Below are 24,422 nucleotides of genomic sequence, written 5' to 3' on the forward strand. Positions count from 1 at the left end.
CCAGCAGGTGCACACTCTTTTTGTGGGTAATCGAACGGAGCAGATCGACTTGGCCGACACCACAGTTCTCGTGACCGTCACCGGCCCCGACCGGCCCGGCGTCACGTCGGTCCTACTGACGGCGCTGTCCAAGCATCAGGTGAGCCTGCTCGATGTCGAGCAGGTCGTCATCCGGGGGCGGCTGACCCTCGGCGTGCTGGTGTCGTGCCCCAACGACCCCGAGGCGTTGCAGGACGACCTCGAAGAGGCGATGAACACCGTCGGCATGCAGGTCGACGTCTCCGTCGACGCGCAGATCGGCAAGCCGCCGATGTCCACGCACGCCGTCGTCGTGCTGGGCGCCCCGGTCACCGCGCACGCCTTCAGCGCCATCTCGCGCATCCTGGCCGCCCTCGGCGCCAATATCGACACCATCCGCGGCATCGCCGACTACCCGGTGACCGGCATGGAACTCATGGTCACCGCGACCGACACCGGCGCCGACACCGACTCCCGGCTGCGCACCGCGCTGGCCGACGTGGCCGTCGCCGAACAGGTCGACATCGCGGTGGAACGCGCGGGCCTGGCCCGGCGGGCCAAGCGGCTCATCGTCTTCGACGTGGACTCCACGCTCATCCAGGGCGAGGTCATCGAGATGCTGGCCGCGCACGCCGGGGTCGAGGAGCAGGTCCGCGAGGTCACCGAGGCGGCCATGCGCGGTGAGCTCGACTTCGCCGAGTCGCTGCGTCAGCGGGTGGCCACGCTCGAGGGCCTGGACGCCTCGGTGATCGACGAGGTCGCCGACCGCATCGAGCTCACCCCCGGCGCCCGCACCACCATCCGCACGCTGCGCCGCATCGGTTTCCGCTGCGGGGTGGTCTCCGGTGGGTTCCGGCAGGTCATCGAGCCGCTCGCGCACGAGCTGGAACTCGACTTCGTGCAGGCCAACACCCTCGAGATCGTCGACGGCAAGCTCACCGGCCGGGTGGTCGGCGAGATCGTCGACCGGGCGTTCAAGGCCACCGCGCTGCGCAAGTTCGCCGCCGACGCGGGCGTGCCGATGGAGCAGACCGTCGCGGTCGGTGACGGCGCCAACGACATCGACATGCTCAATGCCGCCGGGCTCGGCGTGGCGTTCAACGCCAAGCCCGCGCTGCGCGAGGTGGCCGACACGGCGCTGTCGCATCCGTATCTGGACGCGGTGCTGTTCATCCTCGGCGTCACCCGCGACGAGGTCGAGGCCGCCGACGCCCGCGACGGCGGCGTGCGACGGGTGCCGCTGCTCGGTCGCTGACGCCGAAACGAGACTGCCGGGACGTAGAGTGACGACGAGGTGTTCCGCGTCGTCGTCACTGTTCGTCACTGGGAGGCTGCGGTGGGTAGGACTTTGTTCGTGCTGGTCACCGTGGCGAGTCTGGGCGCGCTGACCGCGGGCTGTGGCGGCGACGATCCGGAACCCACGTCGGTGGTCCTGCCGGAGTACCAGCCCGCCGATCCGGCGCCGCCGGTGCTGATCGACCAGACCGTCAACGGGGGCACGGTGGTGATGCCCGTCGGGCGCCGCCTGCACGTGCGATTACCGCAGTCGCCCGATTCCACGGACCAGTGGGCGGTGGTGAACTTCGAGGCGGGCATCCTGGTGGCCGACGGCGGTCCGGTGGCCGACGGCAATGCCACGATCTGGCGTTACCGGACGGTCCAGCCCGGCGATACCGCCCTCCAATACAGCTACAGCCCGGCCAACAAGGCGCCGGTGCGGCCCGCCCCGGCCTTCTTCCTCGACGTCCAGGTGAAGTGAGCGTCCGTCCGGTTCGATTAGGCTGATCCGACGATGAGCGACGAATCGACCGGCACCGTGGACGCCCCCGACACCTTCGCCGCGCTGCACGCCGAACTCGCCCGGGGGTACGGCGGCGCGGGCGACCCGGCCGACCCGGCCCTGGTGCAGGCCATGCAGATGGTGCTGCACATCCCCAAGACCGACCCGCCCGCGCGCAGCGCCCTGCTGGCCGCCGCGGCCGCGTCGGCGCTGGCCGTGTGCCTGGACCCGCGATCGGGGCCGGACGGGGAATGGGAGTCGCGGTATCTGGCGTGGAAGCGGTCGCGGATCAGGAAGGTCGCGCGCCGGGCCAGAGGCGCGCAGTGGGTGGCCGCGGGGGAGGTCGACGGGGTGACCGTCGAGGTCGACGGCGCGCAGGCCCGCGCGTTCGTCCCCGGACCGGTCGGCGAGATCGACCCGCGCGTACGCAGACTCCAGATCGGCGGCACCGATCTCGAACACGACGAGCCGGGACCGGCCGACCCCACCCTGCCCGTGCTGTGGGTGAACGCGGCGCTGGAGATGTCGGTCGGCAAGGCCGCCGCGCAGGTGGGGCACGCGAGCATGCTGCTGGCCGGTGCGCTGCCCCTCGACACGGTCGAGGACTGGGCCGCGCGCGAGTTGCGCTGCGCGGTGCGCGACGCCGATCCCGAACGGTGGGCCCGGCTCACCGCCGAGGTGGCTGCGGGCCGCGCGGTCGCGGTGCGTGACGCCGGATTCACCGAAGTGGCACCGGGTTCGATGACGGTGATCGCGGTACCCGCCGCACGCTGACCCGGCCGACACGCGCGCGACGAGCTCCGCGCACCGTGTGACCCGGTCGCGTGAATCCGACCCGGGCCGGTCGTTCCGCAAAGTGCCCGGGTGGGCCAAGATGGAGCGCGTGTCGCAACCCGATCCCGATCCCGATCTGCTCATCGACTTCTCCGACGTCACCATCCGCCGCGCGGGCCGAACGCTCGTCGGCCCGGTGACCTGGCAGGTCGAGCTCGACGAACGCTGGGTGGTGCTCGGCCCCAACGGGGCGGGCAAGACCTCGCTGCTGAGAATGGCCGCCGCCGAGATCCATCCCACCTCCGGCGCGGCGAACCTGTTGGGCGAGACGCTCGGTCGCGTCGACGTCACCGAACTGCGCCCGCGCATCGGCCTGTCCTCGGCGGCGGTGGCCAGCCGCATCCCCGTCGACGAGAAGGTCAGCGACCTGGTGGTCTCGGCCGGGTACGCGGTGCTGGGCCGCTGGCGCGAGCGCTACGACCGCATCGACACCGAACGCGCCGTCGACATGCTGGAAACCCTGGGCGCCGAACACCTTTCCGACCGCACCTACGGCACCCTGTCCGAGGGCGAGCGCAAGCGCGTGCTGATCGCCCGCGCCCTGATGACCGACCCGGAACTGCTGCTGCTCGACGAACCCGCCGCGGGCCTGGACCTCGGCGGCCGCGAGGAGCTCGTCGAACGCCTGGGCAATCTGGCCGCCGACCCCGACGCGCCCGCCATGGTCCTGGTGACCCACCACGTCGAGGAGATCCCGCCGGGCTTCACCCACGCGCTGTTGCTCAAGGAAGGGGAGGTGGTGAGCCAGGGCCTGCTCGAGGACGTGCTCACCGCCGCCAATCTCAGCGCCGCCTTCAGTCAGTCCATCGCGCTGGACCGGGTCGACGGGCGCTGGTTCGCCCGGCGGGCGCGGCGGGCGGGTCAGCACCGCCGGGCCTGAACCGCGCAGGCGGGCTGAACCGTCCACTGAGCGGGAAGCCGGGTCGCGCGCGCCTGAACCGTTACCGTGGCGAACCAAGCGGGCGTTAGGGTGCAGACAGGCCGGTGCATCGGCGCACCGGCCCGAGCACACCAGGCACGGCCCCAGGTCGTCGCGGGTGCGCGCAGGTGGAGAGGAACGGTATGAGTGAGTCCGGGGTGCCCGTGCGGGACGCGTCGACGGTGATTCTGGTGCGCGACGGCGACGCGGGCCTGGAAGTCTTCCTTCAGCAGCGGGTCAAGGGCATGGCCTTCGCCGGTGGGATGACCGTGTTCCCCGGCGGCGGGGTCGACCGCACCGACGCCACCGCCGACATCGCCTGGGCCGGGCCAGGGCCGGACTGGTGGGCCCAGCGTTTCGGCACCGACGAACCGGCCGCGCAGGCGCTGGTCGCCGCGGCCGTGCGCGAGACCTTCGAGGAATGCGGCGTGCTGCTGGCCGGTCCGACCGCGCAGACCGTCGTCGACGACCCCACCCACTACCGCGAGGCACGCGGCAGGCTCGAGCGCCGTGAACTCTCGCTGGCCGAATTCCTGGCGGCCGAGGGGCTGGTGCTGCGCGCCGATCTGCTGCGTCCGTGGTCCAACTGGATCACCCCGGTGGCCGAACCGCGCCGCTACGACACCCGCTTCTTCGTCGCCGTGCTGCCCCAGGGCCAGAGCGCCGACGGCGCCACCTCCGAGGCCGCCCGGGTGGCCTGGGCGAGCCCCGGCGCCGCGCTGGCGAGCTGGAAGGCGGGCGAACACGTGCTGCTGCCGCCCACCTGGTCGCAGCTCGACGCCCTGTGCGGATTCGCCGACACCGCCGCCGTGCTGGCCGCCGAACGGCCGATCACCCCGATCATGCCCACCTACACCCCCACCGGTGACGGCCTGCCGCTCACCGACTTCCCCGACAATGCCCGGTATTTCGCGGAGCTGCCGCAGCTGGGTGCACTGGGCGGCCGGTAGGTTGGCCGCATGGCCGAATTCGTCACCCTCGAGCTGCCCGCCGAGCCCTCCGCTCGCGGCGTCGCGCTGCTGCGCATCGATCGTCCGCCGCTGAACCTCGTCGACGCCCAGCTGGCCAGGGAGGTGGCCGCCGCGGCGGCGACGGTGGCCCAGCATCCCGGGGTGGCCGCGCTCATCGTCTCCGGTGACGAGCGGGTCTTCAGCGCGGGCGACGAGATGCGCGAGCTCGCCGAGCTCGACTCCGGGCAGGCCGCCGCCATGGCCGCCGACCTGCAGAGCGCGCTGGGCTGCCTGACCCGGGTCCCGCAGCCGACCGTCGCCGCGATCACCGGCTACTGCCTCGGCGCCGGGCTCGAGCTGGCGCTGGGCGCCGACCACCGGATCATCGGCGACAATGTCAAGCTCGGCCTGCCGCAGATCAAGGCAGGGCTGATCCCGCTGTCGGGCATCCGCAGGCTCACCCAGCTGATCGGCGCGAGCCGGGCCAAGGACCTCGTCTACACCGGCCGTTTCGTCGACGCCGAGGAGGCCGCCGCGCTCGGACTGGTCGACGAGGTCGTCGCCCCCGACGACGTCCTGACCGCCGCCCGCCGCTGGGCCGAACAGTTCGTCACCGCCGCGCCCCGAGCCCTCGCGGCCGCGAAAGCGGTGTTCGAGGCGGGCCCGCACGGCCACTCCACGGCGGTCACCGAATGGTCGGCCCTGTTCGACACCGACGACGCCCGCACCGGCACCCGCGCCTTCGCCGCCGAGGGCCCGAACAGCGCGGTGTTCACCGGCCATTGAGCGGAGTCCCGGTCGACCGACCAGGTGGAACGGCCGGAAACAAGACCGCTCACCGCGTGCTGAGGGTCTCCTATTACGCTGTGCTGTTATGACGGTCCACCCCGATGACCCGGCGCCGAACCCGCATGCCACCGAGGCCGAGGTCGAAGCAGCGCTGAAGGACACCAAACTCGCCCAGGTCCTGTATCACGACTGGGAAGCGGAGACCTACGACGACAAGTGGTCGATCTCCTATGACGAGCGCTGTATCGCGTATGCGCGCGGCCGGTTCGACCTGGCCGTGGGCGACGCCCCGCTGCCCTACGAGCGGGCCCTGGAGCTCGGCTGCGGCACCGGCTTCTTCCTGCTGAACCTCATGCAGGGCGGCGTGGCCAAGTCGGGTTCGGTCACCGACCTCTCGCCCGGCATGGTGAAGGTGGCGCTGCGCAACGCCGAGAACCTCGGTCTCGATGTCGACGGCCGCGTCGCCGACGCCGAGACCATCCCCTACGACGACGACACCTTCGACCTGGTCTGCGGCCACGCCGTGCTGCACCACATCCCCGACGTGGAGCTGGCGCTCAAGGAGTGCCTGCGCGTGCTCAAGCCGGGCGGCCGTTTCGTGTTCGCCGGTGAACCGACCACCGTCGGCAACTTCTACGCCCGCAAGCTCGGCCAGGTGACCTGGAAGGTGACCACCGAGGTCACCAAGCTGCCGTTCCTGTCCGGCTGGCGCCGTCCGCAGACCGAACTGGACGAGTCCTCGCGCGCCGCCGCGCTCGAGGCCGTCGTCGACCTGCACACCTTCGATCCCAGCGAGCTGGAGAAGAAGGCGAAGTCGGCCGGTGCCGTGGACGTCAAGGCCACCACCGAGGAATTCGCCGCCGCCCTGTGGGGTTGGCCGGTGCGCACCTTCGAGGCCGCCGTCCCCGACGAGAAGCTGACCGTGGGTTACCGCATGGCGCAGTACCGCGCGTGGCTGGGCCTGAGCTGGCTCGACGAGAACGTCCTGCGCAAGGTCGTGCCCCGCGAGTTCTTCTACAACGCGATGATCACCGGCGTGAAGCCGGGCGCCGCGCAGAAGTAGGTGGGCTACCGCTTCGGCCGCGACGACATCGCCTATCTCGGCAGCGCGGCAGGCCGTGCCGCGCTCGCCGAGGTCGACCGGCTGGAGCTGACCCCCGCGACGCACCTGCGCGATATCGAGCAGGTGCGCCGCACCCACGGCGAACACACCGCCGCCCTCGTCGAGACGGTGCGGTTGCGGCGCAAGGCCGTCGCCAAGCTGCCCGGGTCCGGTGGCTGGCTGTTCACCGACGACGCCTTGCAGCAGGCCACGCCCGCGCTGGTCGCCCGGCATCGGGCCGGTCGGCTGGCCGGTCGCGCGGTCCACGATGTCACCTGTTCGATCGGCGCCGAGCTGGCCGAACTCACGCGCACCTGCCCGGCGGTCATCGGCAGCGATCTCGACGAAGTCCGCCTCGCCATCGCCGCGCACAACCTGGGTATCGCGCCGGTCGTGCTGGCCAGGGCCGACGCCCTCACCCCCACCTCCCATGACACCGTGATCATCGCCGATCCGGCCCGGCGCGCCGACGGCCGCCGCACCTACGATCCGGCCAAACTCCAGCCGCCACTGCCCGATCTGCTGGCCACCTACGCGGGCCGCGACATCGCCGTGAAGTCCGCGCCCGGCCTGGATTTCGACCGGCTCGGCTGGGCGGGTGAGATCGAGGTGGTCTCCCTCGACGGCGCGGTGCGCGAGGCGTGCCTGTGGTCGCCCGGCCTCACCGAACCCGGTGTCACCCGCCGTGCCACCGTCCTCGATTCCCACGGCGGCGCGACCACGCTCACCGACACCGACCCCGACGACATCCCCGACCGCGCCCCCGGCGACTGGATCATCGACCCCGACGGCGCCATCGTCCGCGCGGGCCTGGTCCGTCACTACGCCGCGAAACACGGCCTCTGGCAACTGGACCCACAGATCGCCTACCTCACCGGCGACACCGTCCCACCCGGCGTCCGCGGCTTCCGCATCGAAGACCGCTTCGACCTCCGCGAGAAAGCCCTCCGCCAGGAACTGTCCCGCCGCGACTGCGGCTCCCTGGAAATCCTCGTCCGCGGCATCGACCTCGACCCCGACGCCCTGCGCAAAAAACTCAAACTCCGCGGCTCCCACCCGTACACCCTGGTGATCACCCGCATCGGCCGCACCGGCGTCGCCTTCCTGTGCACGGCGAGCGCCCCGTCGCGCGCCTGACGAGCACGGCGGCCGGACCGCCGCCTCCGGGTGTGGAGGCGGCGGGGGTGGGTCAGTCGACGGCGGTGGCCTCGAGTTCGATGAGTTGGCCGGGGATGGCCAGGCGGGTGACGCCGAGCATGGTGGTGGCCGGGGCCGCGCCCGCGGTGGCGAGGCGGGCGGCGAGGACGCCGTAGTGCTGGAAGAGCAGGTCCACGTCGGTGGTGTAGACGTTGAGGCGGACCAGGTTCGTGAGGGTCATGCCCGCCTCGGTGAGGACGGCTTCGACGTTGTCCAGGCTCAGGGCCAGCTGGGCGGGCAGGTCGTCGGGGTGTTCGGGCTTGCCCTCGGCGTTCATGGCCGTCTGTCCCGAGCAGTACAGGGTGCGGGTCGCCCCGATGACGAGCTCGCCCTGGTTGAACCCCAGCTCGAGCGACCAGTCCACAGGGTTGACGGCCGTACGTTGCGCTGCCACATCAGCTCCATTCGATTCGGTGACCGACGTCCCTCGACGTCGTAGCAGCAAGCCTCACAGCGAATCACGACATCTTGTGTCGTGTATTCGGTGCTAGTTTTTCCGGTGTGCGCGCGGACAGATTGGTGGCGCTGGTGCTGCTGCTGCGCCGGCGCGGCAGGCTGACAGCGGCCGAGCTGGCCGCCGAACTGGAGGTGTCGACGCGCACCGTCCTGCGCGATATCGAGGCGCTGTCGACGGCCGGGGTGCCCGTCTACACCGAACGCGGCAGGCACGGCGGTTTCGCCCTGCTGCCGGGTTTCCGCACCGAACTCACCGGCCTCAACCACGATGAGGCCCTGGCCCTGCTGATCGCCGGATCACGCCGGGGCGCCCAGGCTTTCGGGCTCGGCTCGGCGCTGGCCTCGGCCATGCTCAAGGTGGTCGACGCGCTGCCCGAGAGCTATCGCGACACCGCCACCGATGTGGCGCAGCGGCTGCTCATCGAACCCGAAGCGGATCTGCTGGCCCGCAAACAGGTCGTCGAGGAGGTGCCCGTCGCGATCCTGGCCGAGATCCGGCGCGCGGTCCTGGCCGGTCACAAGCTGCGCATCCACTACGCGGCCGTCGACCAGCCGCCGCGGTGGCGCACCGTCGACCCGATCGGCCTGGTCGTCGTCCGCGACCAGGGCTACCTGCTGGCCACCCGATCCGGCGAGGACCGCACCTACCGGCTGGCCCGGGTGCACGCCGCCGAGGAACTGGCGGAACCGGCCCAGCGCCCGGCCCGCGTCGACCTGGACCGCGCCTGGCAGGACCGCAGCACCCGTTTCCGTGCCGGTGGCGCGCAGCTCACCGTCGAACTCCTGCTCGCCCCCGCGCGCCGCGAGGAACTCGTCGGCACCGCATTGGCCGTGCTCGCCGAAGAACCCACCCCCGACGGCCTGCTGCGCCTCGAGGTCACCTTCCAGGACGCCCGGCACGCCGAATGGGCCCTGTGGCAGCTCGGCACGGCCGCCGAAGCCCTGTCCCCACCGGCCCTGCGCACCGCCCTACGCGACCGCGCCACCGCCTTCGCCACCCACTACGACACTCCGAAAGGCCCCCGATGACCGTCTGGCACACCCCCGCCGATGTCGACGACGACAGCGCCGTCGCCGAGCAACTCACCCTGATGGAAACCTACGCCGATGGCGAGATGACCCGCGCCGACTTCCTCACCGAATGGCGGTCCGCCCGCCGCCTCGCCACCGCCGACGGCGAACAGGTCGGCGAGGACTTCGCCTGGATCCTCGACGGCGTGGACTCCGAAGTCCGCGACTACCCGACCGACCCCGCCCCACCCGAAGCCGACGACCCCTCCGAAGACCCCCTGCGCGCCGAGGTCGACCAGGCCCGCATCGCCCTGGGCGGGCTCTAGCCCTCGATCTTCTTCACCACCCGTTGCACCGTGAGCCAGGTGCGGGTGGTGATGTCCTTGCCGTAGGTCTTGTCCAGGCGGGCCATGAAGTCGGGGGTCGCGCCGGTGCTGTTGTCGATGACGGTGAGGAAGGCGCGGGCCTCGGGGTCGTAGCCGATGACGCGGGTGAGCGGGTCGTCGGTGAAGGCGGTGGTGTCGGCGTCACGCATCTCGTGCTTGAAGAAGGTGACGGTGAGGTAGGAGCCGCGTTCGTGGGGCAGGCCCTCGAACGGGTCGCGGTCGAGCAGGGCGCGCAGCACGGCGTGGCTGCGGACGATGGTGCCGCCGGGGATGCCCAGCTCGGTGACCAGGCCCTGCTGGATGTGATCCTCCAGGTCGGCCGGGTCGTCGCCGGTGCGGAAGACGATATTGCCGCTGCTCAGCACGGAGGCGACCCGGTCGAAACCGAGTCCCTCGAACACCCCGCGCAGCTTCTCGTTCTTCATGTTCGGGTTGGTGGGCATGATCCCGCGCAGCAGCGCCGCATAGCTCTCCACGCCGCCGACGCTACCCACACCCACCGACAGACTCCACGACCGTCACCGGCCCGGCGGATCAGGCCTCGGCGGCGGCGTTCTTCTTGCGCTCGATGTCGGCCAGGGCGGCCAGGTAGGCGGCGCGTTCCTCGGCGGTGGCGTCCCAGGCGACCTTGCGGTTCTTGACGACCTTGGCGGGCGCGCCGACGGCGATGCTGTAGTCGGGCACGTCCCCGCGCACCACGGCGTGGGCGCCGAGTACACAGCCGCGACCCACCCGGGTGTCGCGCAGCACGGTCACCTTCGCCGCGATCCAGGTGTCCGGGCCGATCCGGACAGGGCTCTTGACGATGCCCTGGTCCTTGATGGGCAGGGTGATGTCGTCCATCTTGTGGTCGAAGTCGCAGATGTAGCACCAGTCGGCGACCAGGGTGGATTCGCCGATCTCGATGTCGAGGTAGGTGTTGACGACATTGTCCTTGCCGAACACCACCTTGTCGCCGATGCGCAGCGAACCCTCGTGGCAGCGGATGGCGTTGCCGTCGCCGATGTGCACCCAGCGGCCGATCTCCATGCGGGCGAAGCCGGGGGTCGCGTGGATCTCCACATTGCGGCCGAGGAAGACCATCCCGCGCAGCACGATGTGTGGGTTGGCCAGGCGGAACTTCGCCAGCCGGTAGTAGCGGACCAGGTACCACGGGGTGTAGGCGCGGTTGGCGAGCACCCAGCGCAACGAGTCCCTGGTCAGGAAGCGGGCCTGCTGCGGATCCCTGCGGCGCGATCCACGCCAGCGCGCGCTCAGTGGCGCACCCCACATGCTCGTCACGAAGTACTCTCCCGTCGTGATCCGCCGGGCCTGCCACCCGGGGATTCGGTCATCGGGTACACAGAGTACTTTCGTCAGCGCACACCAACAGTGCCCTACCCCGATTACCCAGGGAGATCAGCAGGTGCGAACCCGGACTCGCGTCGTTGCCTCGCTCGCTGCCGCCGGAGTGGTGGCGCTGGCCGGGTGCGGAACCGATGTGGACGACATCACCGTCGGTGCCGGAAAGGGCTGGCCCGCCGTGCATCACGACGGCGGCAATACCGGTGCCGCCCCCCTCGACGGCGCGAAGGAGGTGGCGCTGCGCTGGTCACGGCCGGTCGGCGGGCCGATCGCTCAGCCGTTGACCATCGGTCCCGAGGGCCAGATGTTCGTCACCACGAGCACCGCGAACTGCGCGGTCTTCTCCTATCAGATGCGCACCGGCCGCAAGCGCTTCTGCAATCAGCTCGGACCCTCGACGATCCAGGCGCCGACCGTGGTCGACGGGGTGAGCAATGTCTACGTCGGCGACGACGGCGCGGTGAACTCGTTCAACTACCTCGGCCAGCCGCGTTGGCGCACGCCGGTGGCCGGGGTGCCGGTGGCGATCCAGTTCACCGGTGACGGCAAGGTCCTCACGGTGACCCAGTCCGGCCAGGTCGACGTGCTCAGTCGCCAGACCGGCGGCCGCGAGGTGCCCACCCTGCAACTGCTCGGCGAGCCCGATTTCCTGCAGTTCCCCGGCCTGACCAGGCCCGCCTCCGGTGACGGCCTCGACGACTGCGAGACCGGCGGCCCGCGCTGCGCGGTCGCCAACACCACCGCCGTCGATCCGGCCACCGGCCGCTTCTACGTCACCGTCTGGGAGCCCGGCAAGGCCGCCGCCGCCCTGCGCGCGATGCGCTACGCCGACGGCAAGGTGACCCAGGACTGGAGCGCGGAGATGCTCACCGGCGGCAGCGCCACCAGCCCCACCCTCTCCGCCGACGGCGACACCGTCTACCTCGGTGACAACAGCGGCAGGCTCATCGCGGTCGACACCGAGGACGGCAGCACCCGCTGGACCCACGCGCTGGGCTGGACCCCGCGCGGCGGCATCGCGCTCGCCGACGGCCTGATCGTCCCCGCGGGCGACGACGGCCACCTGACGGCCCTGCGCGACACCGGCGAGGCCGCCGAACTCGTCTGGGAACGCAAGGATCTCGCCCTGCGCGGCACCCCCGCCCTCACCACCGGCGGTGTCGGCTACACCGTCGCGGCCATCGGCGCGGGCCTCAACCTCATCACCTTCGACACCACCACCGGCGAGACCCTCGACTCCGACCACCTCCCCGACGCCACCGGCACCGTCAACGGCCCGTCGATCGGCCCCGAGGGCGAGGTCGTGGTCGCCACCCGCCTCGGCGAGATCTTCGCCTTCGCCCCGGAGGTCTGAGCTCAGTACGGGTTGGCGGGGGCCGACCAGCGGGCGTCGAGGTCGCCGGCGAGCTGCCGGGGGAAGGAGACGCGCGCCGGGTCGCCGTCGGCGGTGTAGCGCTGTTCGGGGTGGGCGGCCAGCCAGTCCAGCCAGTAGGCCGAGTCGAACGGGACCGCGCCGCGGCCGGAACGGATGCGCGGGATGCCGCCGGGGTCCAGCGGGCCGAACGGGGCCGGGGCGGGATTGGCGCCGACCAGCATCACCGCGTCGAAGGTGTAGGCCGTTCCGTCCCAGCTGCCCGCGCGCGTCAGGGCGTGGTCGCGGGGGTGGATGCCCAGCGGGAGGGCCATGGTACGCACGGTGACCGACGGCGCGGCCGCGGCGATCGCGCGCACGTTCCGCACCAGCTGACGCTGCACGCCCTCGGCGTCCAGGCTCGCCAGGTCGGCGTGGTCGGCGGTGTGCGCGCCGATCTCGTGCCCGTGCGCGGTCAGCCAGGGCAGCGCGCGCGGGTCGGCGCCGAAGGGCTCGTTGTTGACGTAGAAGGTGGCGACCGGACGGAAATCCGGGTAGCGCGTGGCGAATTCGGCGAGGATGCCCGCCGCGCTGTCGGGGGCGATGTCGCCGGTGGCGGTGAAGGCGAGCTGGCTGTCGGTGGAGTCGTCGAAGGTGAGTACCACGGGGTGGGTTCCGGCGGGGAGGTCGATCTCGCCGGAGACATACTGCGCGGCGGTGACCGGACGGTAGTTCTCCCTATACAGCCGTTCGAGTTCGGCGCGGAACTCGGCAGGGGTCTGGTCGTACTCGCCCGCCGGATTCGCGGTGATCTGGTGGTACATCAGCACCGGAACCAGACCCAGTTCATTGGCGGCGACCGCGGCCGGATCGGGCGGTGCGGCGGGCACCGGCGCGGGTGCCGCGGACGGCTCGACGGGCGCCGCCGCGTTTTCCGCGGTGCATGCCGTGAGTGTCACCGCGAGGAGCAGCAGAACTCGGAGTACCGTCGTCGGACCACCCGCCATCGGGGCAATGTTACGGGGCGGCCGAGGTTTTCCTGCGATCTTCGAATATCCGTCGGTGCGCGCCCGGTCTGCGGGATAGTGGCCTGACGGATGGACCGGAAGGCGGTGTGGGCGTTGGGATTGCGGCTCGGGTCGGTCACGCGACGGCGAGGGGCGACGATCGCCTGCGGCGCCGTCCTCGCGGCGGTCGTGGTGGCACTGGTGGCCGGATTCGCGCTGAGCAGATCGGCGGGGATGCCCGCCGCGGACGCCCTGGCGCCGATGCTTCAGGTCGCGCCCGCCGAACCCGGTTCCTATCGCGCGCCGGTCGTGTTGCGCGGCACCGCCGCCGACGCGCAGCGGGTGTCGGTCGGTGAGGTGAGCGCCACGCCCGGTCCGGACGGTGCCTTCGAACTCTCGGTGCCGTGGGCGCCCGCGCTCGAGGTCGTCGCGGTGGACGCGGCGGGCAACGAGAGCCGCAGCACGGTGGTCACCGCGACGGCGCTGCCGCGGATGCGGGCGGTGCACGTCACCGCGCACGCCTGGTCACACGAGGGGTTGCGCGAGGCGGTGCTCGACCTGGCCAGGCAGGGCCGCATCGACACCGTGCAACTCGACATCAAGGACGAGGACGGCGTCGTCGGCTACGACTCGCAGGTGCCGCTGGCCCGCGAATCCGGCGCGGTCGCCGCGATCTACGACGCGCCCTCGGCGCTGAAGCAACTGCACGATCTCGGCCTGCGGGTGGTCGGGCGCATCGTCGCCTTCCGTGATCCGACCGTCGCCGCGTGGGCCTGGCACAACGGCCGACCCGACTGGGTCGTCCAGAACCCCTCCGGGCAGCCGTATTCCAGCCACTATGGCCCGATCGCCTTCACCAATGTGGCCAACGACGAGGTGCGCCGCTACAACATCGATCTCGCGGTGGAAGGCGCCCGCCTCGGTTTCGACGGCATCATGTACGACTACGTGCGCCGCCCCGACGGCAGCCTGTCGAGCATGCACTTCGCCGGTCTCACCGGCACCCCCACCACGGCCGTCGCCGACTTCCTCGCCCAGAGCCGCTACCCGGTGCACAGCGCGGGCGCGCACCTGAGTGCCGCCGTCTACGGCATCGCCGCCACCCGCCCCGACCAGATCGCCCAGGACATCCCGCTCATCGCCCGCAGCGTCGACTACGTGGCCCCCATGATCTACCCCTCGCACTGGAACTCCGGCGAATACGGCGTCGCCAACCCCAACGCCCAGCCCTACGACATCGTCCTGCGCTCCCTGCGCGACTTCCAGACCGCCACCGCGGGCACCGGCGCCGCCGTCATCCCCTGGCTCCAGGACTTCAGCCTCGGCGTCACCTACTCCGACGCCGAGATCGCCGCCCAGATAGCCGCCACCCGCGACGCGGGCATCGACAGCTTCTTCCTCTGGAACGCCGCCACCCGCTACCACGGCGGCGGCATCCACCCGGCCTGAGCCGGCTACTCGACCTTGACCAGATCGTCGGGCCGCCAGGTCTGGTCGTAGAAGGCGACTTCGGTGCCGTACAACCGCAGCGCGACGATGAAGTGGCGGCCGGGAACGGTTTCGACGAAGGCCGCGTCGACCACCCCGTCGGGCAGGCGCGGACCGAACCAGATGTCGATCGAGCCGTCCTCGTTGGGCGGGATGTCGTAGTAGCCGTTGGTCGAGGGCAGCAGCTGGGGGGTTTCGGGCATGGTGCCGTCGGTGATGTTGTAGGCGGTGGTCGCCCAGAACAGTGCCGCGGGGATGTCCGGGGGCAGGTGCAGCTTGTAGGTGTGGCTGCCGTCGAGGAATTCGCCGTCGGCGTCGTGGTAGGTGAAGGGGTACTTCGATCCGGCGCCGGTCGAATGGATGTTCATGGCGGGTGCGGACGAGTAGGCGTACTGGAAGAACCGCGCTCGTGTGTTGATGTCGAGGTAGCTCTCCTGCATCCATTCGGCTGTGCCGCCGGCCCAGGCGACCTGCCAGCGCCGGTCGTCGTAGTAGTAGTTGCGGTCGTCGTCGCGGCCGAGCTGTGCCAGCGCCAGAATCATGCGTGGCGCGTCGGTGAGCGCGCGGTTCAGGGCGGCGCGCTGCCAGTCGTCGGGTTCGAACGGCTCGCCCTTGACGATCCCGATCGAGGCCAGCACCCCGCGCAGTTCCGGATCGATCGCGGCGACCGGTTCGTAGTCGACGAAGTCCTTCAACTTGGTCCAGTAGGTGAAGTCGGTCGGGTACATCATGTCGAGGCGGCGGCCGCTGGCATTCGGGAACTGCATGGCGGGTACGTCCTTCTCCGGCATCCAGAGCGGGAAGATCCGCGTGCGTTCGGCGAGTGCGACAGCCACCGACGGGTCCGGCTCGCCCGCACCCTGTCCCATGACCGTGCGGAAGAACAGGAAGACGTTGTACGTCGAAGACGTCACGGTGTAGTAGCCACCGGGCACGTGGCCGTCGTAGTTCGGCGGCAGCAGCAGGTACAACCCGCCGCGGGCCCGGTCCGGGCCGATCGCCCCGACATCGGTGAGCGTGCGCTGAAAGAAATCGGTGAACATCCCGATCACGTTCGGTGGAGCGTCGACGACCAGCGGACCGGTCTGCTTCAGGTCCAGGTAGTTCATCGAGTAGATGACATCCGCGTTGGGCGTGGGTACCCAGGTGCGGCTGTCCATCCGGTCCTTCCAGATCGGGAGGATGTGGTAGCCGCGGCCGAAGGCCCGTTCGGAGCCGTCGCGCATGCCGATCACGTTCAAGGCCGGCTGCATCGTCATGTACGTGTGCACCGCTCGCTGGTAGTACAGCTCCGCGCGCAGCGACTCGGCTTCCTGCTGCGGCAGCCAGTTGCCCTGGTTGATCTGATCGACCAACGGTGACGTCGTCTCGGCCACAGCTGCCTCTTTCGTGGAGTAGTCCGCCTGAACTGCGGTGTTCGCGCGTCGCATCGTGACGCTAAATCCCCTTCGGCACACCGTGCCTCACACGTTCCGGGTGAAGTCGGCGATAGGCGAGCCGGCTCGTCTGGGTACTGGTCAGGCGATCCAGGCGAGGGCGTCGGACTCGGCGGACGTGGGGAAGACGCGGACTTCGGCGGGGAGCAGGAAGCGGAACAGGTGGAGGGCCTCGCCGAGGGCGCGGTGGTCGGTGACCAGGGCGACGCGGCCCCAGGCGCTGCGGGGGACGCGGACCAGTTTCGCGTCCTGCCAGAGGGCCTCGAGGGAGTAGCGGTCGAAGTCGGGGCCCAGGACGTAGACGAGGTTGACCGGCTGTTCGTGTTCCAGGGCCGACTCGATGGCGGGGTCGAGGACGGTGGTGTAGTCCTCGGCGGTGACGGTGCCGACGGCGCGGAAGCCGATGGTCGCGGCGGGGAGGTCGGGGATCGGCTGCAAGGGCATGGCACGGGCTCCTTCGGCGGCGGGGCTGGTCACCGGTGACGGTAGGCCCGGGCCGACGCGGCGGCGTCATGCGTTGCGGGTGAAATCGATCGTGCGCCGCCGACCGGACCGGTCGGCGGGGAGCAGGCGAACTACTTGGGGTCGCGTTCGGGCAGCGGCCGCTCGACGATGTCGGGGCGGCCCAGCGAGGTGCGCACCCGGCGCTTGGCGGCCGAGTAGACCTGGGCGGTCTCGGCGGCCACCACGTCCCACGCGAAATCGGCGGTGAGCCGTTCGCGGGCGGTGAAGGCACGGTCCTGGGCGGTGGCGGGGTCGTCGAGGACGGCGCGGGCGGCGTCGACGATGCCGTCCACGTCGGCGGGCTCGAACGAGGCCCCGGTGACGCCGTCGATCACGGCCTCACCGAGTCCACCGGCGGTGGAGGCGATCAACGGCACCCCGGCGGCGGCGGCCTCGAGGGCGACGATGCCGAAGGGCTCGTAGCGGCTGGGCAGCACGATCGCGTCGGCGCCGTGCAGCCAGCCGAGCAGTTCCTCGTGGCCCAGACTGCCGACGAAGTTCACCGCCCGCGCCACCCGGTGCACCCGGGCGCGCTCACGCAGCCAGTCGAACTGGGTGCCGACACCGGCGATCGTGAGCGTGGTGCCCGGATGGGCGCGGCGGATGCGCGGCAGCGCGGCGATGGCGTCCTGCACACCCTTCTCGTATTCGAGCCTGCCCACATACAGCAGCTTGGGCGGCCCGGAGCGCGGCGCGCGCGGCCGGAAGGTCCACGCGCCCACATCGATACCGTTGCGGATCACCGTGATCGGCGAGAGTTCGGGCCCGTAGAGCCGTTCCACCTCGTCCTGCATGGAGGTCGAGCAGGTGATGAGCTGGTCGGCCTCGTTGGTGAGCCACCACTCCACCGAGTGCACCTGCTTGTTGACCCGGCCCGACACCCAGCCGCTGTGCCTGCCTGCCTCGGTGGCGTGGATGGTGGCCACCAGCGGCACGTCGTAGAACTCGGCCAGCGCGATCGAGGGGTGCGCCACCAGCCAGTCGTGCGCGTGCACGACATCCGGGGTCCAGCCCTCGCCGACGCCCGGCTTGCCCAGGGCGACCCCGGCGCGCACCATCGCGTGGCCCATGGCCAGCGTCCAGGCCAGCATGTCCTCGCCGAAGTCGAAGCACGGCGGGTCCTCGGCCACCGCCACCACCAGCACGCCGTCGGCGATGTAGGAGTGGGTGGGATGGGTGATCGAGTCGGTGCCCGTCGGCCTGCGCGCGAGCACGACCACCTCGTGCCCGGCCGCGGCGAGTTCCACGGCCAGGTGATGCACATGCCTGCCGAGCCCGCCGACCACGACCGGCGGGTACTCCCACGACACCATCAAAATCTTCATCGGAATCCTTCAGCGGCGGCCGAGGTGACGGCGCTCGGCAACCGCCGCGCGTCCAGACCCGGGAAGAATCCGTCGGCCGCGCTCCATCCTGCCGCGAGTCGGGCCGCTTTGGCGAACTGACCGGCTCCGATCGCCTCGGCGAGTTCACGCACGGCGTGCGCGTGCTGGTGCGCGCGGTCGCGCGCGTAGCCGGCGGCGGAGTCCTTGGAGACCATGAACGCCCAGTCGCTGGAGACCGTGAGGATGGCCTCGCGCAGCAACTGGTCGGCGACCGGATCGCGCAGAGAATCGGCCCGGCGGGTCTTGTCGAGGGTGTCCAGCGCCAGCCGGACGACCTCGGCGTTGAGCTCGACGAGGTCGGCGACCTGGTCGCCCGCCCACACCCGCCAGTCCTTGCCCGAACCCCACGACGAGTCGTTGAGCTGCACCGCTTCGCCCACGAAGCCGTTGGCGCGGGCGTCGGCGAGGGTTCCCACGGTGACTCCCGCCTCGGGCAGCGCGCGCAGCACCTGCTCGAGCCACTGCGGTCCCTCGTGCCACCAGTGGCCGAACAGTTCGGTGTCGAAGGCGGCCACCACGAGGGCGGGCCGCCCGATCCGCGCGGACTCCTCGATGAGCCGCGCGCGCACGGTCTCGACGAAGTCGGCCACATCGCGGGTGACCGCCGTCGCGGCGAGTTCGGGATCGTAAGGGGCCTTGTCAGGACCGGCCACCGTTTTGCCGGTGACCCGGGAGGGCTTGAGCCCGGTCGCGTGGTCGTAGTGGTGGAAATCGCGGTACGCGGACTGGCCCGGGTAGCCCTGCTTGGGCGACCACACCCGGTAGCTCACCTGGAGGTCGCGGCCGAAGGCCACCACGTCGGCCTCGCGCACCGGCCTGCCGAGGCTCGTGTCGCCACGCAGCGAGGGCCCGTCGACCATGAAATGCGTCACACCGGCGGCGTCGTAACCGAGCTCCATGCCGGGCGTGTACCCGCACTCGGGCGCCCAGATACCGGTCGGGGTGGACCCCCAGCGCTGCCGCGCGTCGGCCAGGCCCTCGGTGAGCTGGAACTGCCGCAGGCGCGGGTCCAGCAGCGGCTGGAACGGATGGGCCAGCGGACCGCCGAGCAATTCGATGGCGTCGGCGTCGATCAGCGAGCGCCACACCGGCGACCCGCCGTGGCGCCAGTCGCGCTCGAATTCCGTCAGCGCTGTCGCCGCGAGCCGATGTTCGTGGCGGCCCAGCGCCACATTCCCCGACATCGACGCCTCGTCGGCGCGCAACTGCCAGTTGCCCAGCCAGTGGTGCATCCCGGCCAGGCAGTGTGGGTCGTCGAGCTGGGCCGCGAGCACCGGGGTGATGCCCAGGCTCAGCAGGTGCGAACGTCCTTCGGCGGCAAGGTTTTTCAGGACTCGGACCAGCGGCAGATAAGACGCGGCCCAGGACTGGTAGAGCCATTCCTCGCCGACCGGCCAGCGCCCGTGATGGGCCAGCCACGGCAGGTGGGAATGCAGAACGAGGGTGAACTGCCCCGGAACTTCGGTCAACGCCTTGCCTTTTCGGCGATCGCCACCAGGTCCAGGCTGGCGTCGATGTCACCGGCGCGCAGGTCGAAATCGTCGACGGTGACCGCGGCGACGTCGGCGGTGAGCTCGGCGGGCCACGGCTCACCGGCCAGCGCGCGCTCGATCTGGGCGTCGATGAACGAACCACCGTGCTTGGCGTCCAGCGCTTTCAGGCTCGCGCCGTGGTGCACGCCCAGCATCTCCGACACCGTGAAACCGGCCTCCACCAGCAGTTCGGTGAGTTCGGCGGCATTGAGCTCGCGGGTGTGGAAGGGGTTGAGCGGGGTGTCGCGGCCGGGGGAGAAGGTGATCCGGTTCGGCGTGCTGATCAGCAGCTGCCCGCCCGGGCGCAGCACCCGCAGGCACTCGCGCAGGAACTGCGCCTGGTCCCAGAGATGCTCGATGACCTGGAAATTCACCACCACGTCGACGGATTCGTCCTCGAGCGGCAACGCGGCCAGGTTGCCCTGGATCATCTCCACGCGCGGGTAGCGCGCGCGCACGTGCGCGACGGCGCTCTCGTCGTAGTCCACTCCGACGACACGCGCGGCCACGCCGGCGATCATGTCGGCGCCGTAGCCCTCGCCCGAGCCCGCTTCGAGCACGGTCAGGCCGGCGCAGCGGTCGATCAGGCGGGCGTAGGCGATCTCGTGCCGACGGAACCAGTAGTTCTCCTCGGCGATGCCGGGCACGGTCCGCTCGCCGGTCAACGGGAGTGGTTCATGTGTGGCGGCCGCGGGTGCGGCAGGGATCACAGCCTCGCTCATGGGTACCGACGTTACTGGTACCGCCGGTTCCCGCAGGAGCCAGGGACCTGTTGCGCACGCAGGTTACCCACGAGTAACTTAGTTTGGGGTAGTGTTCCGCCCTGAGCTATTTCTCACCCGGACGTACGGCTCCGCTCGTGCGGCCACCACACACGTGTCCCAGAAGGAGGTCGACGAAGACCGATGCCGAACATCGTCGTACTCATCAAGCAGGTTCCCGACACCTGGTCCGAGCGCAAGCTGACCGATGGTGACTACACCCTCGACCGCGAGGCCGCCGACGCCGTCCTCGACGAGATCAACGAGCGCGCCGTCGAGGAAGCGCTGCTGATCAAGGAGGCGCAGGGCGGCGAGGTCACCGTGCTGTCCGCCGGTCCGGATCGCGCCACCGAGGCCATCCGCAAGGCGCTGTCCATGGGTGCCGACAAGGCCATCCACATCAACGACCCGGCGATCCACGGCTCCGACGCCGTGCAGACCGCGTGGGTGCTGGCCGGCGCGCTGGGCCAGGTCGAGGGCGTGGAGCTGGTCATCGCCGGCAACGAGTCCACCGACGGCCGCGCGGGAGCCATCCCGGCCATCATCGCCGAGTACCTGGGCATCCCGCAGCTGACCCACCTGCGCAAGCTCACCGTCGACGGTGACAAGGTCACCGGCGAGCGCGAGACCGACGAGGGTGTCTTCAAGCTCGAGGCCAACCTCCCGGCCATCGTCTCGGTCAACGAGAAGATCAACGAGCCGCGCTTCCCGTCCTTCAAGGGCATCATGGCCGCGAAGAAGAAGGAAGTTCAGGTCTTCACCCTGGCCGACCTGGGCATCGACCCGTCGACCGTGGGTGTGGCCAACGCGGGCACCGCGGTGACCGCCGCCACCCCGAAGCCCGCGCGTACCGCCGGCGAGAAGATCGTGGACGAGGGCGAGGGCGGCAACCAGATCGCCACCTACCTCACCGGCCAGAAGATCATCTGATCCGGTCCCGTCCGAGAACTTCCTAGGAGAAAGAACAATGGCTGAAGTACTCGTGCTCGTCGAGCACGCCGACGGTGCCGTCAAGAAGGTCAGCACCGAACTCATCACCGCCGCCCGCGAGCTGGGCTCCCCGGCCGCCGTGGTCACCGGTGCCCCCGGTACCGCCGAGAAGCTGGCCGCCGCGCTGGCCGCCGCCGGCGCCGAGAAGATCTACGTCGCCGAGTCCGACGACGTCGACGGCTTCCTGGTGACCCCGAAGGTCGACGTGCTGGCCTCGCTGGTCGAGTCCGCCGGTCCGGCCGCCGTGCTCGTCGCCGCCTCCGCCGAGGGCAAGGAGGTGTCGGGCCGCCTCGCCGCGCGCATCGGCTCCGGCCTGCTCGTCGACGTCATCGGCGTCAACGGTGACGGCTCGGCCGTGCACTCCATCTTCGGTGGCGCCTTCACCGTCGACGCCAAGGCCACCGGCGACGTGCCGGTGATCTCGGTCCGTCCGGGTGCCGTCGAGGCCGCTCCGCAGGCCGGTGCCGGCGAGCAGGTCGCCGTCGAGGTGCCCGCGCAGGAAGACGGCGTCGTCAAGGTCGTCTCGCGTGAGCCGATCGTGGGCGGCGACCGTCCGGAGCTCACCGAGGCGGGCATCGTCGTCTCCGGTGGCCGTGGTGTCGGTTCGGCCGACAACTTCGCGATCGTCGAGGCGCTGGCCGACTCGCTCGGTGCCGCCGTCGGCGCCTCGCGTGCCGCGGTCGACTCGGGCTACTACCCGGGCCAGTTCCAGGTGGGTCAGACCGGTAAGACGGTCTCGCCGCAGCTCTACATCGCCCTGGGCATCTCCGGCGCCATCCAGCACCGCGCCGGCATGCAGACCTCGAAGACCATCGTCGCGGTCAACAAGGACGAAGAGGCTCCCATCTTCGAGATCGCCGACTACGGCATCGTGGGCGACCTGTTCAACGTCGCCCCGCAGCTGACCGAGGCCGTCAAGTCCCACAAGGGCTAGTCCGCCTCCCCGCGAATTTCTGCGGGCCGCTCGTGCGCGGGTTCTTCGTGCACCCGGCTTGCGGAGACGGGAAGTCGGCTCAGCCGGTACCCGGTGAGTTACCCTCGGCTCGCGAAATCTGTTGTTGCGTCAGCGCAGGCAGATTTCGCGAGCCGTTCGGGTTTCGGCGCCGTACCGGATGTGTCGGTTCCGGTGCGTAGCATGAGGGCATGGCCATGCCGAGCGTCGATCGCCCCGATCTTCCCGAGTCGATGACCTGGGAGGAACTGGAAGCGCTACCCGAAGAACTCGCCGCCCAGATCGAGCTGTGGAATGGGCGGGTCGTGTGGATGCGCCGAGGGCCGGGTGAGCACCAGTTGGCGACGTTGTTGCTGACGCAGGAGATCAGGCGATGCTCCGGCGTCGACAAGGCAGCGCATCCGGAGCGTTGCTGGCGCGGCAATCTCGAAACGAATGTCTTCTTCGGCCTCACCGGAAAGACCGACTTCGTCACTCCGGACTTCCTTGTGCACCGTTGCCTGGAGCCCGGCGCAGACGTTCGTGCCACCGATGTGGTTCTGGTCGGCGAGGTCTTGTCGCCCTCGAATACGCCCTCCGAGATCGAAGCGAAGAAAGCCCGCTATGCGGGCGCCGGTATCCCGTCGTACTGGGAGGTCGAGCTGAGGCGCGATCTCACCGGCATCGCCGCACTGCGGGTATCCATCCTCGAGACCGGTCACGCCGAACTACCGCCCGGCGTGCGTCCACTGCGCAACGCGAACTACCTGCTGGCGGGCGAGTGGACACCCGAATCCGCGACAGGCATTTCCTTCCCGTACCCCTTCACGCTCGAGATCCCCTGGTCCGCGCTGGCTTTCTGACGACACCGTCACGGCCTGCCGAGGACCATCCAGTTCTCGGGTCGCGGCAGGGGCGTGAAGCCGATCTTCTCGTAGACGCCGTGGGCGTCGTTGGTGGCGAGTGCGACACGGGTCAGGCCGTAGGGCTCGAGGTGCTCGCGGACGGCCGCGACCATGGCCGTGCCGACGCCTTTGCCACGCACACTCCGGTCGACGTAGACATCGCAGAGCCAGGCGAAGGTGGCCTGGTCGGTGACGACGCGGGCGTAGGCGACCTGAGTGCCCGACACGCTGTCGTACACACCGAAGTTGAGTGAGGCCGCGATGGCGCGGTCCTGCCGGTCGCGGGGGCGGCCCTCGGCCCAGTAGGAGTCGGTGGACAACCAGTGGTGCACGCGGGCCGGGTCGAGGCGGGCCGGGTCGGTGGAGACTTCGTAACCGTCGGGGAATCCGGGGGCTGCGGTCATGCCGGAAATTCTTCCGGGGCGGGGCCGGTGTGTCGAGCCGGGTTCGTCGGGGGAAGTCGGTTGACGGGGCCGGGGCGGGTCGACAGGGTGGGGGAATGTCGTTGGGGCGGTTCGGGGTGGTGCTGGATTCGGCGGTCGAGGAGAACGTGCGCGCGGTCTTCGGTGCCGAGGGGCAGCGGTGGATCGAGGAGCTGCCCGGGGTGGTGGCCGTCTTGAAGCCCCGGTGGGGTCTGCGGGAGTTCAGTGCGCCGTTTCGCGGCGGGACCCACGCCTACGTCGCCGTGGTGTTGCGAAACGACCGCAGACTGGCGGTGTTGAAGGTGCCGATGGTCGACGAGGAGAACGTCGCCGAGGCCACGGCGCTGCACGCCTACGACGGGGACGGGGCGGTGCGGCTGCTCGAATACGATCCCGGCAGTGGCGCCATGCTGCTCGAACTGGCGGACCCGGGCACGGCATTGCTGACTCAGCCCGGCTTTCCGAGCCTGGAGGGCCGACCCGAGAACGCGGAGAAGGTGGCCCTGGCCTGCTCGCTCTACCGGCGATTGCGCCGGCCGCTGCCCGCCGTGCCGCCGAAGTTCCCGCCGCTGCCGCTCGCCACCGATCTGATCGCGGCACTGCGCCTTCGGCTCGCCGACCCGGATCCCGCTCTGGCGCCGCTGCTCTCGGATCGGCTGCGCGAACGGGTGGCGTCCTGGTGTGCCGAACTGGCCACGTTCGACGGCCCGCCGCTCATCGTCAACCGCGACACCCACCTCGGCAATATCGTTGCCGCGAAACGGGAACCGTGGCTGCTCATCGACCCCAAGCCCTGTCTGGGCGAGGCCGCCTTCGACGCCGGGTTCCTGCTCATGATCCAGGTGCAGTCCTGCCCGACCCGCGAACACGCGGACACGGTCGTGACCGCCACCGCCGCGGCCCTGGCCGTCGACCCGGCCAGGG

26 protein-coding genes are annotated in these 24,422 nt (G+C 70.5%); 16 read left to right on the forward strand and 10 right to left on the reverse strand.

Going from position 1 to position 24,422, the window contains the following annotated elements; all coding sequences use genetic code 11:
* Positions 1–43: 43 nt before the first annotated feature.
* The 8 genes from serB to ACWEMY_RS11210 all read left to right on the forward strand — a co-directional run bounded on the left by serB (position 44) and on the right by ACWEMY_RS11210 (position 7,529).
* On the forward strand, positions 44–1,273 hold the full coding sequence (serB, locus tag ACWEMY_RS11175; protein ID WP_278263685.1) for a phosphoserine phosphatase SerB: 1,230 nt from the start codon (positions 44–46) through the stop codon (positions 1,271–1,273).
* A gap of 81 nt (positions 1,274–1,354) precedes the next feature.
* Positions 1,355–1,777: a hypothetical protein gene (locus ACWEMY_RS11180; protein WP_375929416.1), complete on the forward strand. Its 423-nt coding sequence runs from the start codon at positions 1,355–1,357 to the stop codon at positions 1,775–1,777.
* Positions 1,778–1,810: 33 nt separating this feature from the next.
* Positions 1,811–2,572: a peptidyl-tRNA hydrolase gene (locus tag ACWEMY_RS11185; RefSeq protein WP_452389876.1), complete on the forward strand. Its 762-nt coding sequence runs from the start codon at positions 1,811–1,813 to the stop codon at positions 2,570–2,572.
* Between the two features lie 100 nt (positions 2,573–2,672).
* A complete protein-coding gene (locus ACWEMY_RS11190) occupies positions 2,673–3,512 on the forward strand; it encodes an ABC transporter ATP-binding protein (RefSeq protein ID WP_375929414.1) in 840 nt (279 codons plus the stop codon).
* 182 nt (positions 3,513–3,694) lie between these two features.
* Entirely contained in the window at positions 3,695–4,501 is an 807-nt protein-coding gene (locus ACWEMY_RS11195) for an NUDIX hydrolase (RefSeq protein ID WP_452389877.1), read from the forward strand.
* Positions 4,502–4,510: 9 nt separating this feature from the next.
* Positions 4,511–5,287, forward strand: coding sequence for an enoyl-CoA hydratase-related protein (locus ACWEMY_RS11200; RefSeq protein WP_375929412.1), 777 nt, complete (start codon positions 4,511–4,513; stop codon positions 5,285–5,287).
* 88 nt (positions 5,288–5,375) lie between these two features.
* A complete protein-coding gene (locus ACWEMY_RS11205) occupies positions 5,376–6,353 on the forward strand; it encodes a class I SAM-dependent methyltransferase (protein WP_452389878.1) in 978 nt (325 codons plus the stop codon).
* Positions 6,354–7,529, forward strand: a complete 1,176-nt coding sequence (locus ACWEMY_RS11210) for a THUMP-like domain-containing protein (protein ID WP_452389879.1) — start codon at positions 6,354–6,356, stop codon at positions 7,527–7,529.
* Positions 7,530–7,581: 52 nt separating this feature from the next.
* Here ACWEMY_RS11210 and ACWEMY_RS11215 read toward each other — a convergent pair whose 3' ends face one another.
* A complete protein-coding gene (locus ACWEMY_RS11215) occupies positions 7,582–7,983 on the reverse strand; it encodes a RidA family protein (RefSeq protein ID WP_452389880.1) in 402 nt (133 codons plus the stop codon).
* Between the two features lie 107 nt (positions 7,984–8,090).
* Between ACWEMY_RS11215 and ACWEMY_RS11220 the strand changes: the two genes are divergently transcribed.
* Complete coding sequence (locus ACWEMY_RS11220) at positions 8,091–9,074, forward strand: helix-turn-helix transcriptional regulator (RefSeq protein ID WP_452389881.1); 984 nt, start codon at positions 8,091–8,093, stop codon at positions 9,072–9,074.
* Entirely contained in the window at positions 9,071–9,382 is a 312-nt protein-coding gene (locus tag ACWEMY_RS11225) for a hypothetical protein (protein WP_452389882.1), read from the forward strand. The genes ACWEMY_RS11220 and ACWEMY_RS11225 overlap by 4 nt, the downstream gene beginning before the upstream one ends.
* Here ACWEMY_RS11225 and ACWEMY_RS11230 read toward each other — a convergent pair.
* Both ACWEMY_RS11230 and ACWEMY_RS11235 read right to left on the reverse strand, forming a co-directional pair.
* Positions 9,379–9,942, reverse strand: a complete 564-nt coding sequence (locus ACWEMY_RS11230) for a DUF1697 domain-containing protein (protein WP_452389883.1) — start codon at positions 9,940–9,942, stop codon at positions 9,379–9,381. The two genes, ACWEMY_RS11225 and ACWEMY_RS11230, sit on opposite strands and share 4 nt — an antisense overlap.
* Before the next feature lie 34 nt (positions 9,943–9,976).
* The gene (locus ACWEMY_RS11235; protein WP_375929405.1) at positions 9,977–10,723 is read right to left on the reverse strand and encodes an acyltransferase; all 747 of its coding nucleotides are present in this window, start codon (positions 10,721–10,723) and stop codon (positions 9,977–9,979) included.
* 124 nt (positions 10,724–10,847) lie between these two features.
* On the opposite strand from ACWEMY_RS11235, the gene ACWEMY_RS11240 reads away from it, so the two are divergent.
* On the forward strand, positions 10,848–12,140 hold the full coding sequence (locus ACWEMY_RS11240; RefSeq protein WP_452389884.1) for an outer membrane protein assembly factor BamB family protein: 1,293 nt from the start codon (positions 10,848–10,850) through the stop codon (positions 12,138–12,140).
* A 2-nt stretch (positions 12,141–12,142) separates the two neighbouring features.
* Here the strand turns inward: ACWEMY_RS11240 and ACWEMY_RS11245 are convergent, their stop codons facing one another.
* Entirely contained in the window at positions 12,143–13,144 is a 1,002-nt protein-coding gene (locus ACWEMY_RS11245) for a polysaccharide deacetylase family protein (protein WP_452389885.1), read from the reverse strand.
* Between the two features lie 90 nt (positions 13,145–13,234).
* Between ACWEMY_RS11245 and ACWEMY_RS11250 the strand changes: the two genes are divergently transcribed.
* Entirely contained in the window at positions 13,235–14,593 is a 1,359-nt protein-coding gene (locus ACWEMY_RS11250) for a putative glycoside hydrolase (protein ID WP_452389886.1), read from the forward strand.
* Positions 14,594–14,598: 5 nt separating this feature from the next.
* On the opposite strand, the gene ACWEMY_RS11255 is transcribed toward ACWEMY_RS11250, so the two are convergent.
* The 5 genes from ACWEMY_RS11255 to ACWEMY_RS11275 all read right to left on the reverse strand — a co-directional run bounded on the left by ACWEMY_RS11255 (position 14,599) and on the right by ACWEMY_RS11275 (position 20,211).
* On the reverse strand, positions 14,599–16,008 hold the full coding sequence (locus tag ACWEMY_RS11255; protein ID WP_452389887.1) for a DUF1254 domain-containing protein: 1,410 nt from the start codon (positions 16,006–16,008) through the stop codon (positions 14,599–14,601).
* 141 nt (positions 16,009–16,149) lie between these two features.
* Entirely contained in the window at positions 16,150–16,512 is a 363-nt protein-coding gene (locus tag ACWEMY_RS11260) for a SpoIIAA family protein (protein WP_278263688.1), read from the reverse strand.
* Between the two features lie 131 nt (positions 16,513–16,643).
* Positions 16,644–17,897, reverse strand: coding sequence for a glycosyltransferase family 4 protein (locus ACWEMY_RS11265; protein WP_452389888.1), 1,254 nt, complete (start codon positions 17,895–17,897; stop codon positions 16,644–16,646).
* A complete protein-coding gene (locus tag ACWEMY_RS11270; RefSeq protein WP_452389889.1) occupies positions 17,894–19,426 on the reverse strand; it encodes a 1,4-alpha-glucan branching protein domain-containing protein in 1,533 nt (510 codons plus the stop codon). The genes ACWEMY_RS11265 and ACWEMY_RS11270 overlap by 4 nt, the downstream gene beginning before the upstream one ends.
* Positions 19,423–20,211, reverse strand: a complete 789-nt coding sequence (locus ACWEMY_RS11275) for a class I SAM-dependent methyltransferase (protein ID WP_452389890.1) — start codon at positions 20,209–20,211, stop codon at positions 19,423–19,425. The genes ACWEMY_RS11270 and ACWEMY_RS11275 overlap by 4 nt, the downstream gene beginning before the upstream one ends.
* A gap of 183 nt (positions 20,212–20,394) precedes the next feature.
* Between ACWEMY_RS11275 and ACWEMY_RS11280 the strand changes: the two genes are divergently transcribed.
* The 3 genes from ACWEMY_RS11280 (at position 20,395) to ACWEMY_RS11290 (ending at position 23,034) form a co-directional block, all read left to right on the forward strand.
* The gene (locus tag ACWEMY_RS11280) at positions 20,395–21,180 is read left to right on the forward strand and encodes an electron transfer flavoprotein subunit beta/FixA family protein (RefSeq protein WP_375929396.1); all 786 of its coding nucleotides are present in this window, start codon (positions 20,395–20,397) and stop codon (positions 21,178–21,180) included.
* A 37-nt stretch (positions 21,181–21,217) separates the two neighbouring features.
* Positions 21,218–22,174, forward strand: coding sequence for an electron transfer flavoprotein subunit alpha/FixB family protein (locus ACWEMY_RS11285; protein WP_452389891.1), 957 nt, complete (start codon positions 21,218–21,220; stop codon positions 22,172–22,174).
* Between the two features lie 209 nt (positions 22,175–22,383).
* On the forward strand, positions 22,384–23,034 hold the full coding sequence (locus ACWEMY_RS11290) for a Uma2 family endonuclease (protein ID WP_452389892.1): 651 nt from the start codon (positions 22,384–22,386) through the stop codon (positions 23,032–23,034).
* A gap of 8 nt (positions 23,035–23,042) precedes the next feature.
* On the opposite strand, the gene ACWEMY_RS11295 is transcribed toward ACWEMY_RS11290, so the two are convergent.
* Positions 23,043–23,480 (reverse strand): GNAT family N-acetyltransferase, encoded by a 438-nt coding sequence (locus ACWEMY_RS11295; RefSeq protein ID WP_452389893.1) that lies wholly within the window; start codon positions 23,478–23,480, stop codon positions 23,043–23,045.
* 95 nt (positions 23,481–23,575) lie between these two features.
* Here ACWEMY_RS11295 and ACWEMY_RS11300 point away from each other — a divergent pair.
* Positions 23,576–24,422 (forward strand): aminoglycoside phosphotransferase family protein (locus ACWEMY_RS11300; RefSeq protein WP_452389894.1); only part of this gene is annotated, 847 nt, incomplete at its 3' end.

Source organism: Nocardia sp. NPDC004415 (assembly GCF_053602435.1).

What these genes read in the sequence shown, in the direction of transcription:
- ACWEMY_RS11265 (WP_452389888.1), bottom strand. Translation starts at nt 17,897, where the DNA reads ATGAAGATTTTGATGGTGTCGTGGGAGTACCCGCCGGTCGTGGTCGGC.
- ACWEMY_RS11285 (WP_452389891.1), top strand. Translation starts at nt 21,218, where the DNA reads ATGGCTGAAGTACTCGTGCTCGTCGAGCACGCCGACGGTGCCGTCAAG.
- ACWEMY_RS11290 (WP_452389892.1), top strand. Translation starts at nt 22,384, where the DNA reads ATGGCCATGCCGAGCGTCGATCGCCCCGATCTTCCCGAGTCGATGACC.
- ACWEMY_RS11205 (WP_452389878.1), top strand. Translation starts at nt 5,376, where the DNA reads ATGACGGTCCACCCCGATGACCCGGCGCCGAACCCGCATGCCACCGAG.
- ACWEMY_RS11200 (WP_375929412.1), top strand. Translation starts at nt 4,511, where the DNA reads ATGGCCGAATTCGTCACCCTCGAGCTGCCCGCCGAGCCCTCCGCTCGC.
- ACWEMY_RS11280 (WP_375929396.1), top strand. Translation starts at nt 20,395, where the DNA reads ATGCCGAACATCGTCGTACTCATCAAGCAGGTTCCCGACACCTGGTCC.
- ACWEMY_RS11275 (WP_452389890.1), bottom strand. Translation starts at nt 20,211, where the DNA reads ATGAGCGAGGCTGTGATCCCTGCCGCACCCGCGGCCGCCACACATGAA.
- ACWEMY_RS11260 (WP_278263688.1), bottom strand. Translation starts at nt 16,512, where the DNA reads ATGCCCTTGCAGCCGATCCCCGACCTCCCCGCCGCGACCATCGGCTTC.
- ACWEMY_RS11190 (WP_375929414.1), top strand. Translation starts at nt 2,673, where the DNA reads ATGGAGCGCGTGTCGCAACCCGATCCCGATCCCGATCTGCTCATCGAC.
- ACWEMY_RS11250 (WP_452389886.1), top strand. Translation starts at nt 13,235, where the DNA reads ATGGACCGGAAGGCGGTGTGGGCGTTGGGATTGCGGCTCGGGTCGGTC.
- ACWEMY_RS11185 (WP_452389876.1), top strand. Translation starts at nt 1,811, where the DNA reads ATGAGCGACGAATCGACCGGCACCGTGGACGCCCCCGACACCTTCGCC.
- ACWEMY_RS11245 (WP_452389885.1), bottom strand. Translation starts at nt 13,144, where the DNA reads ATGGCGGGTGGTCCGACGACGGTACTCCGAGTTCTGCTGCTCCTCGCG.
- ACWEMY_RS11295 (WP_452389893.1), bottom strand. Translation starts at nt 23,480, where the DNA reads ATGACCGCAGCCCCCGGATTCCCCGACGGTTACGAAGTCTCCACCGAC.
- ACWEMY_RS11225 (WP_452389882.1), top strand. Translation starts at nt 9,071, where the DNA reads ATGACCGTCTGGCACACCCCCGCCGATGTCGACGACGACAGCGCCGTC.
- ACWEMY_RS11195 (WP_452389877.1), top strand. Translation starts at nt 3,695, where the DNA reads ATGAGTGAGTCCGGGGTGCCCGTGCGGGACGCGTCGACGGTGATTCTG.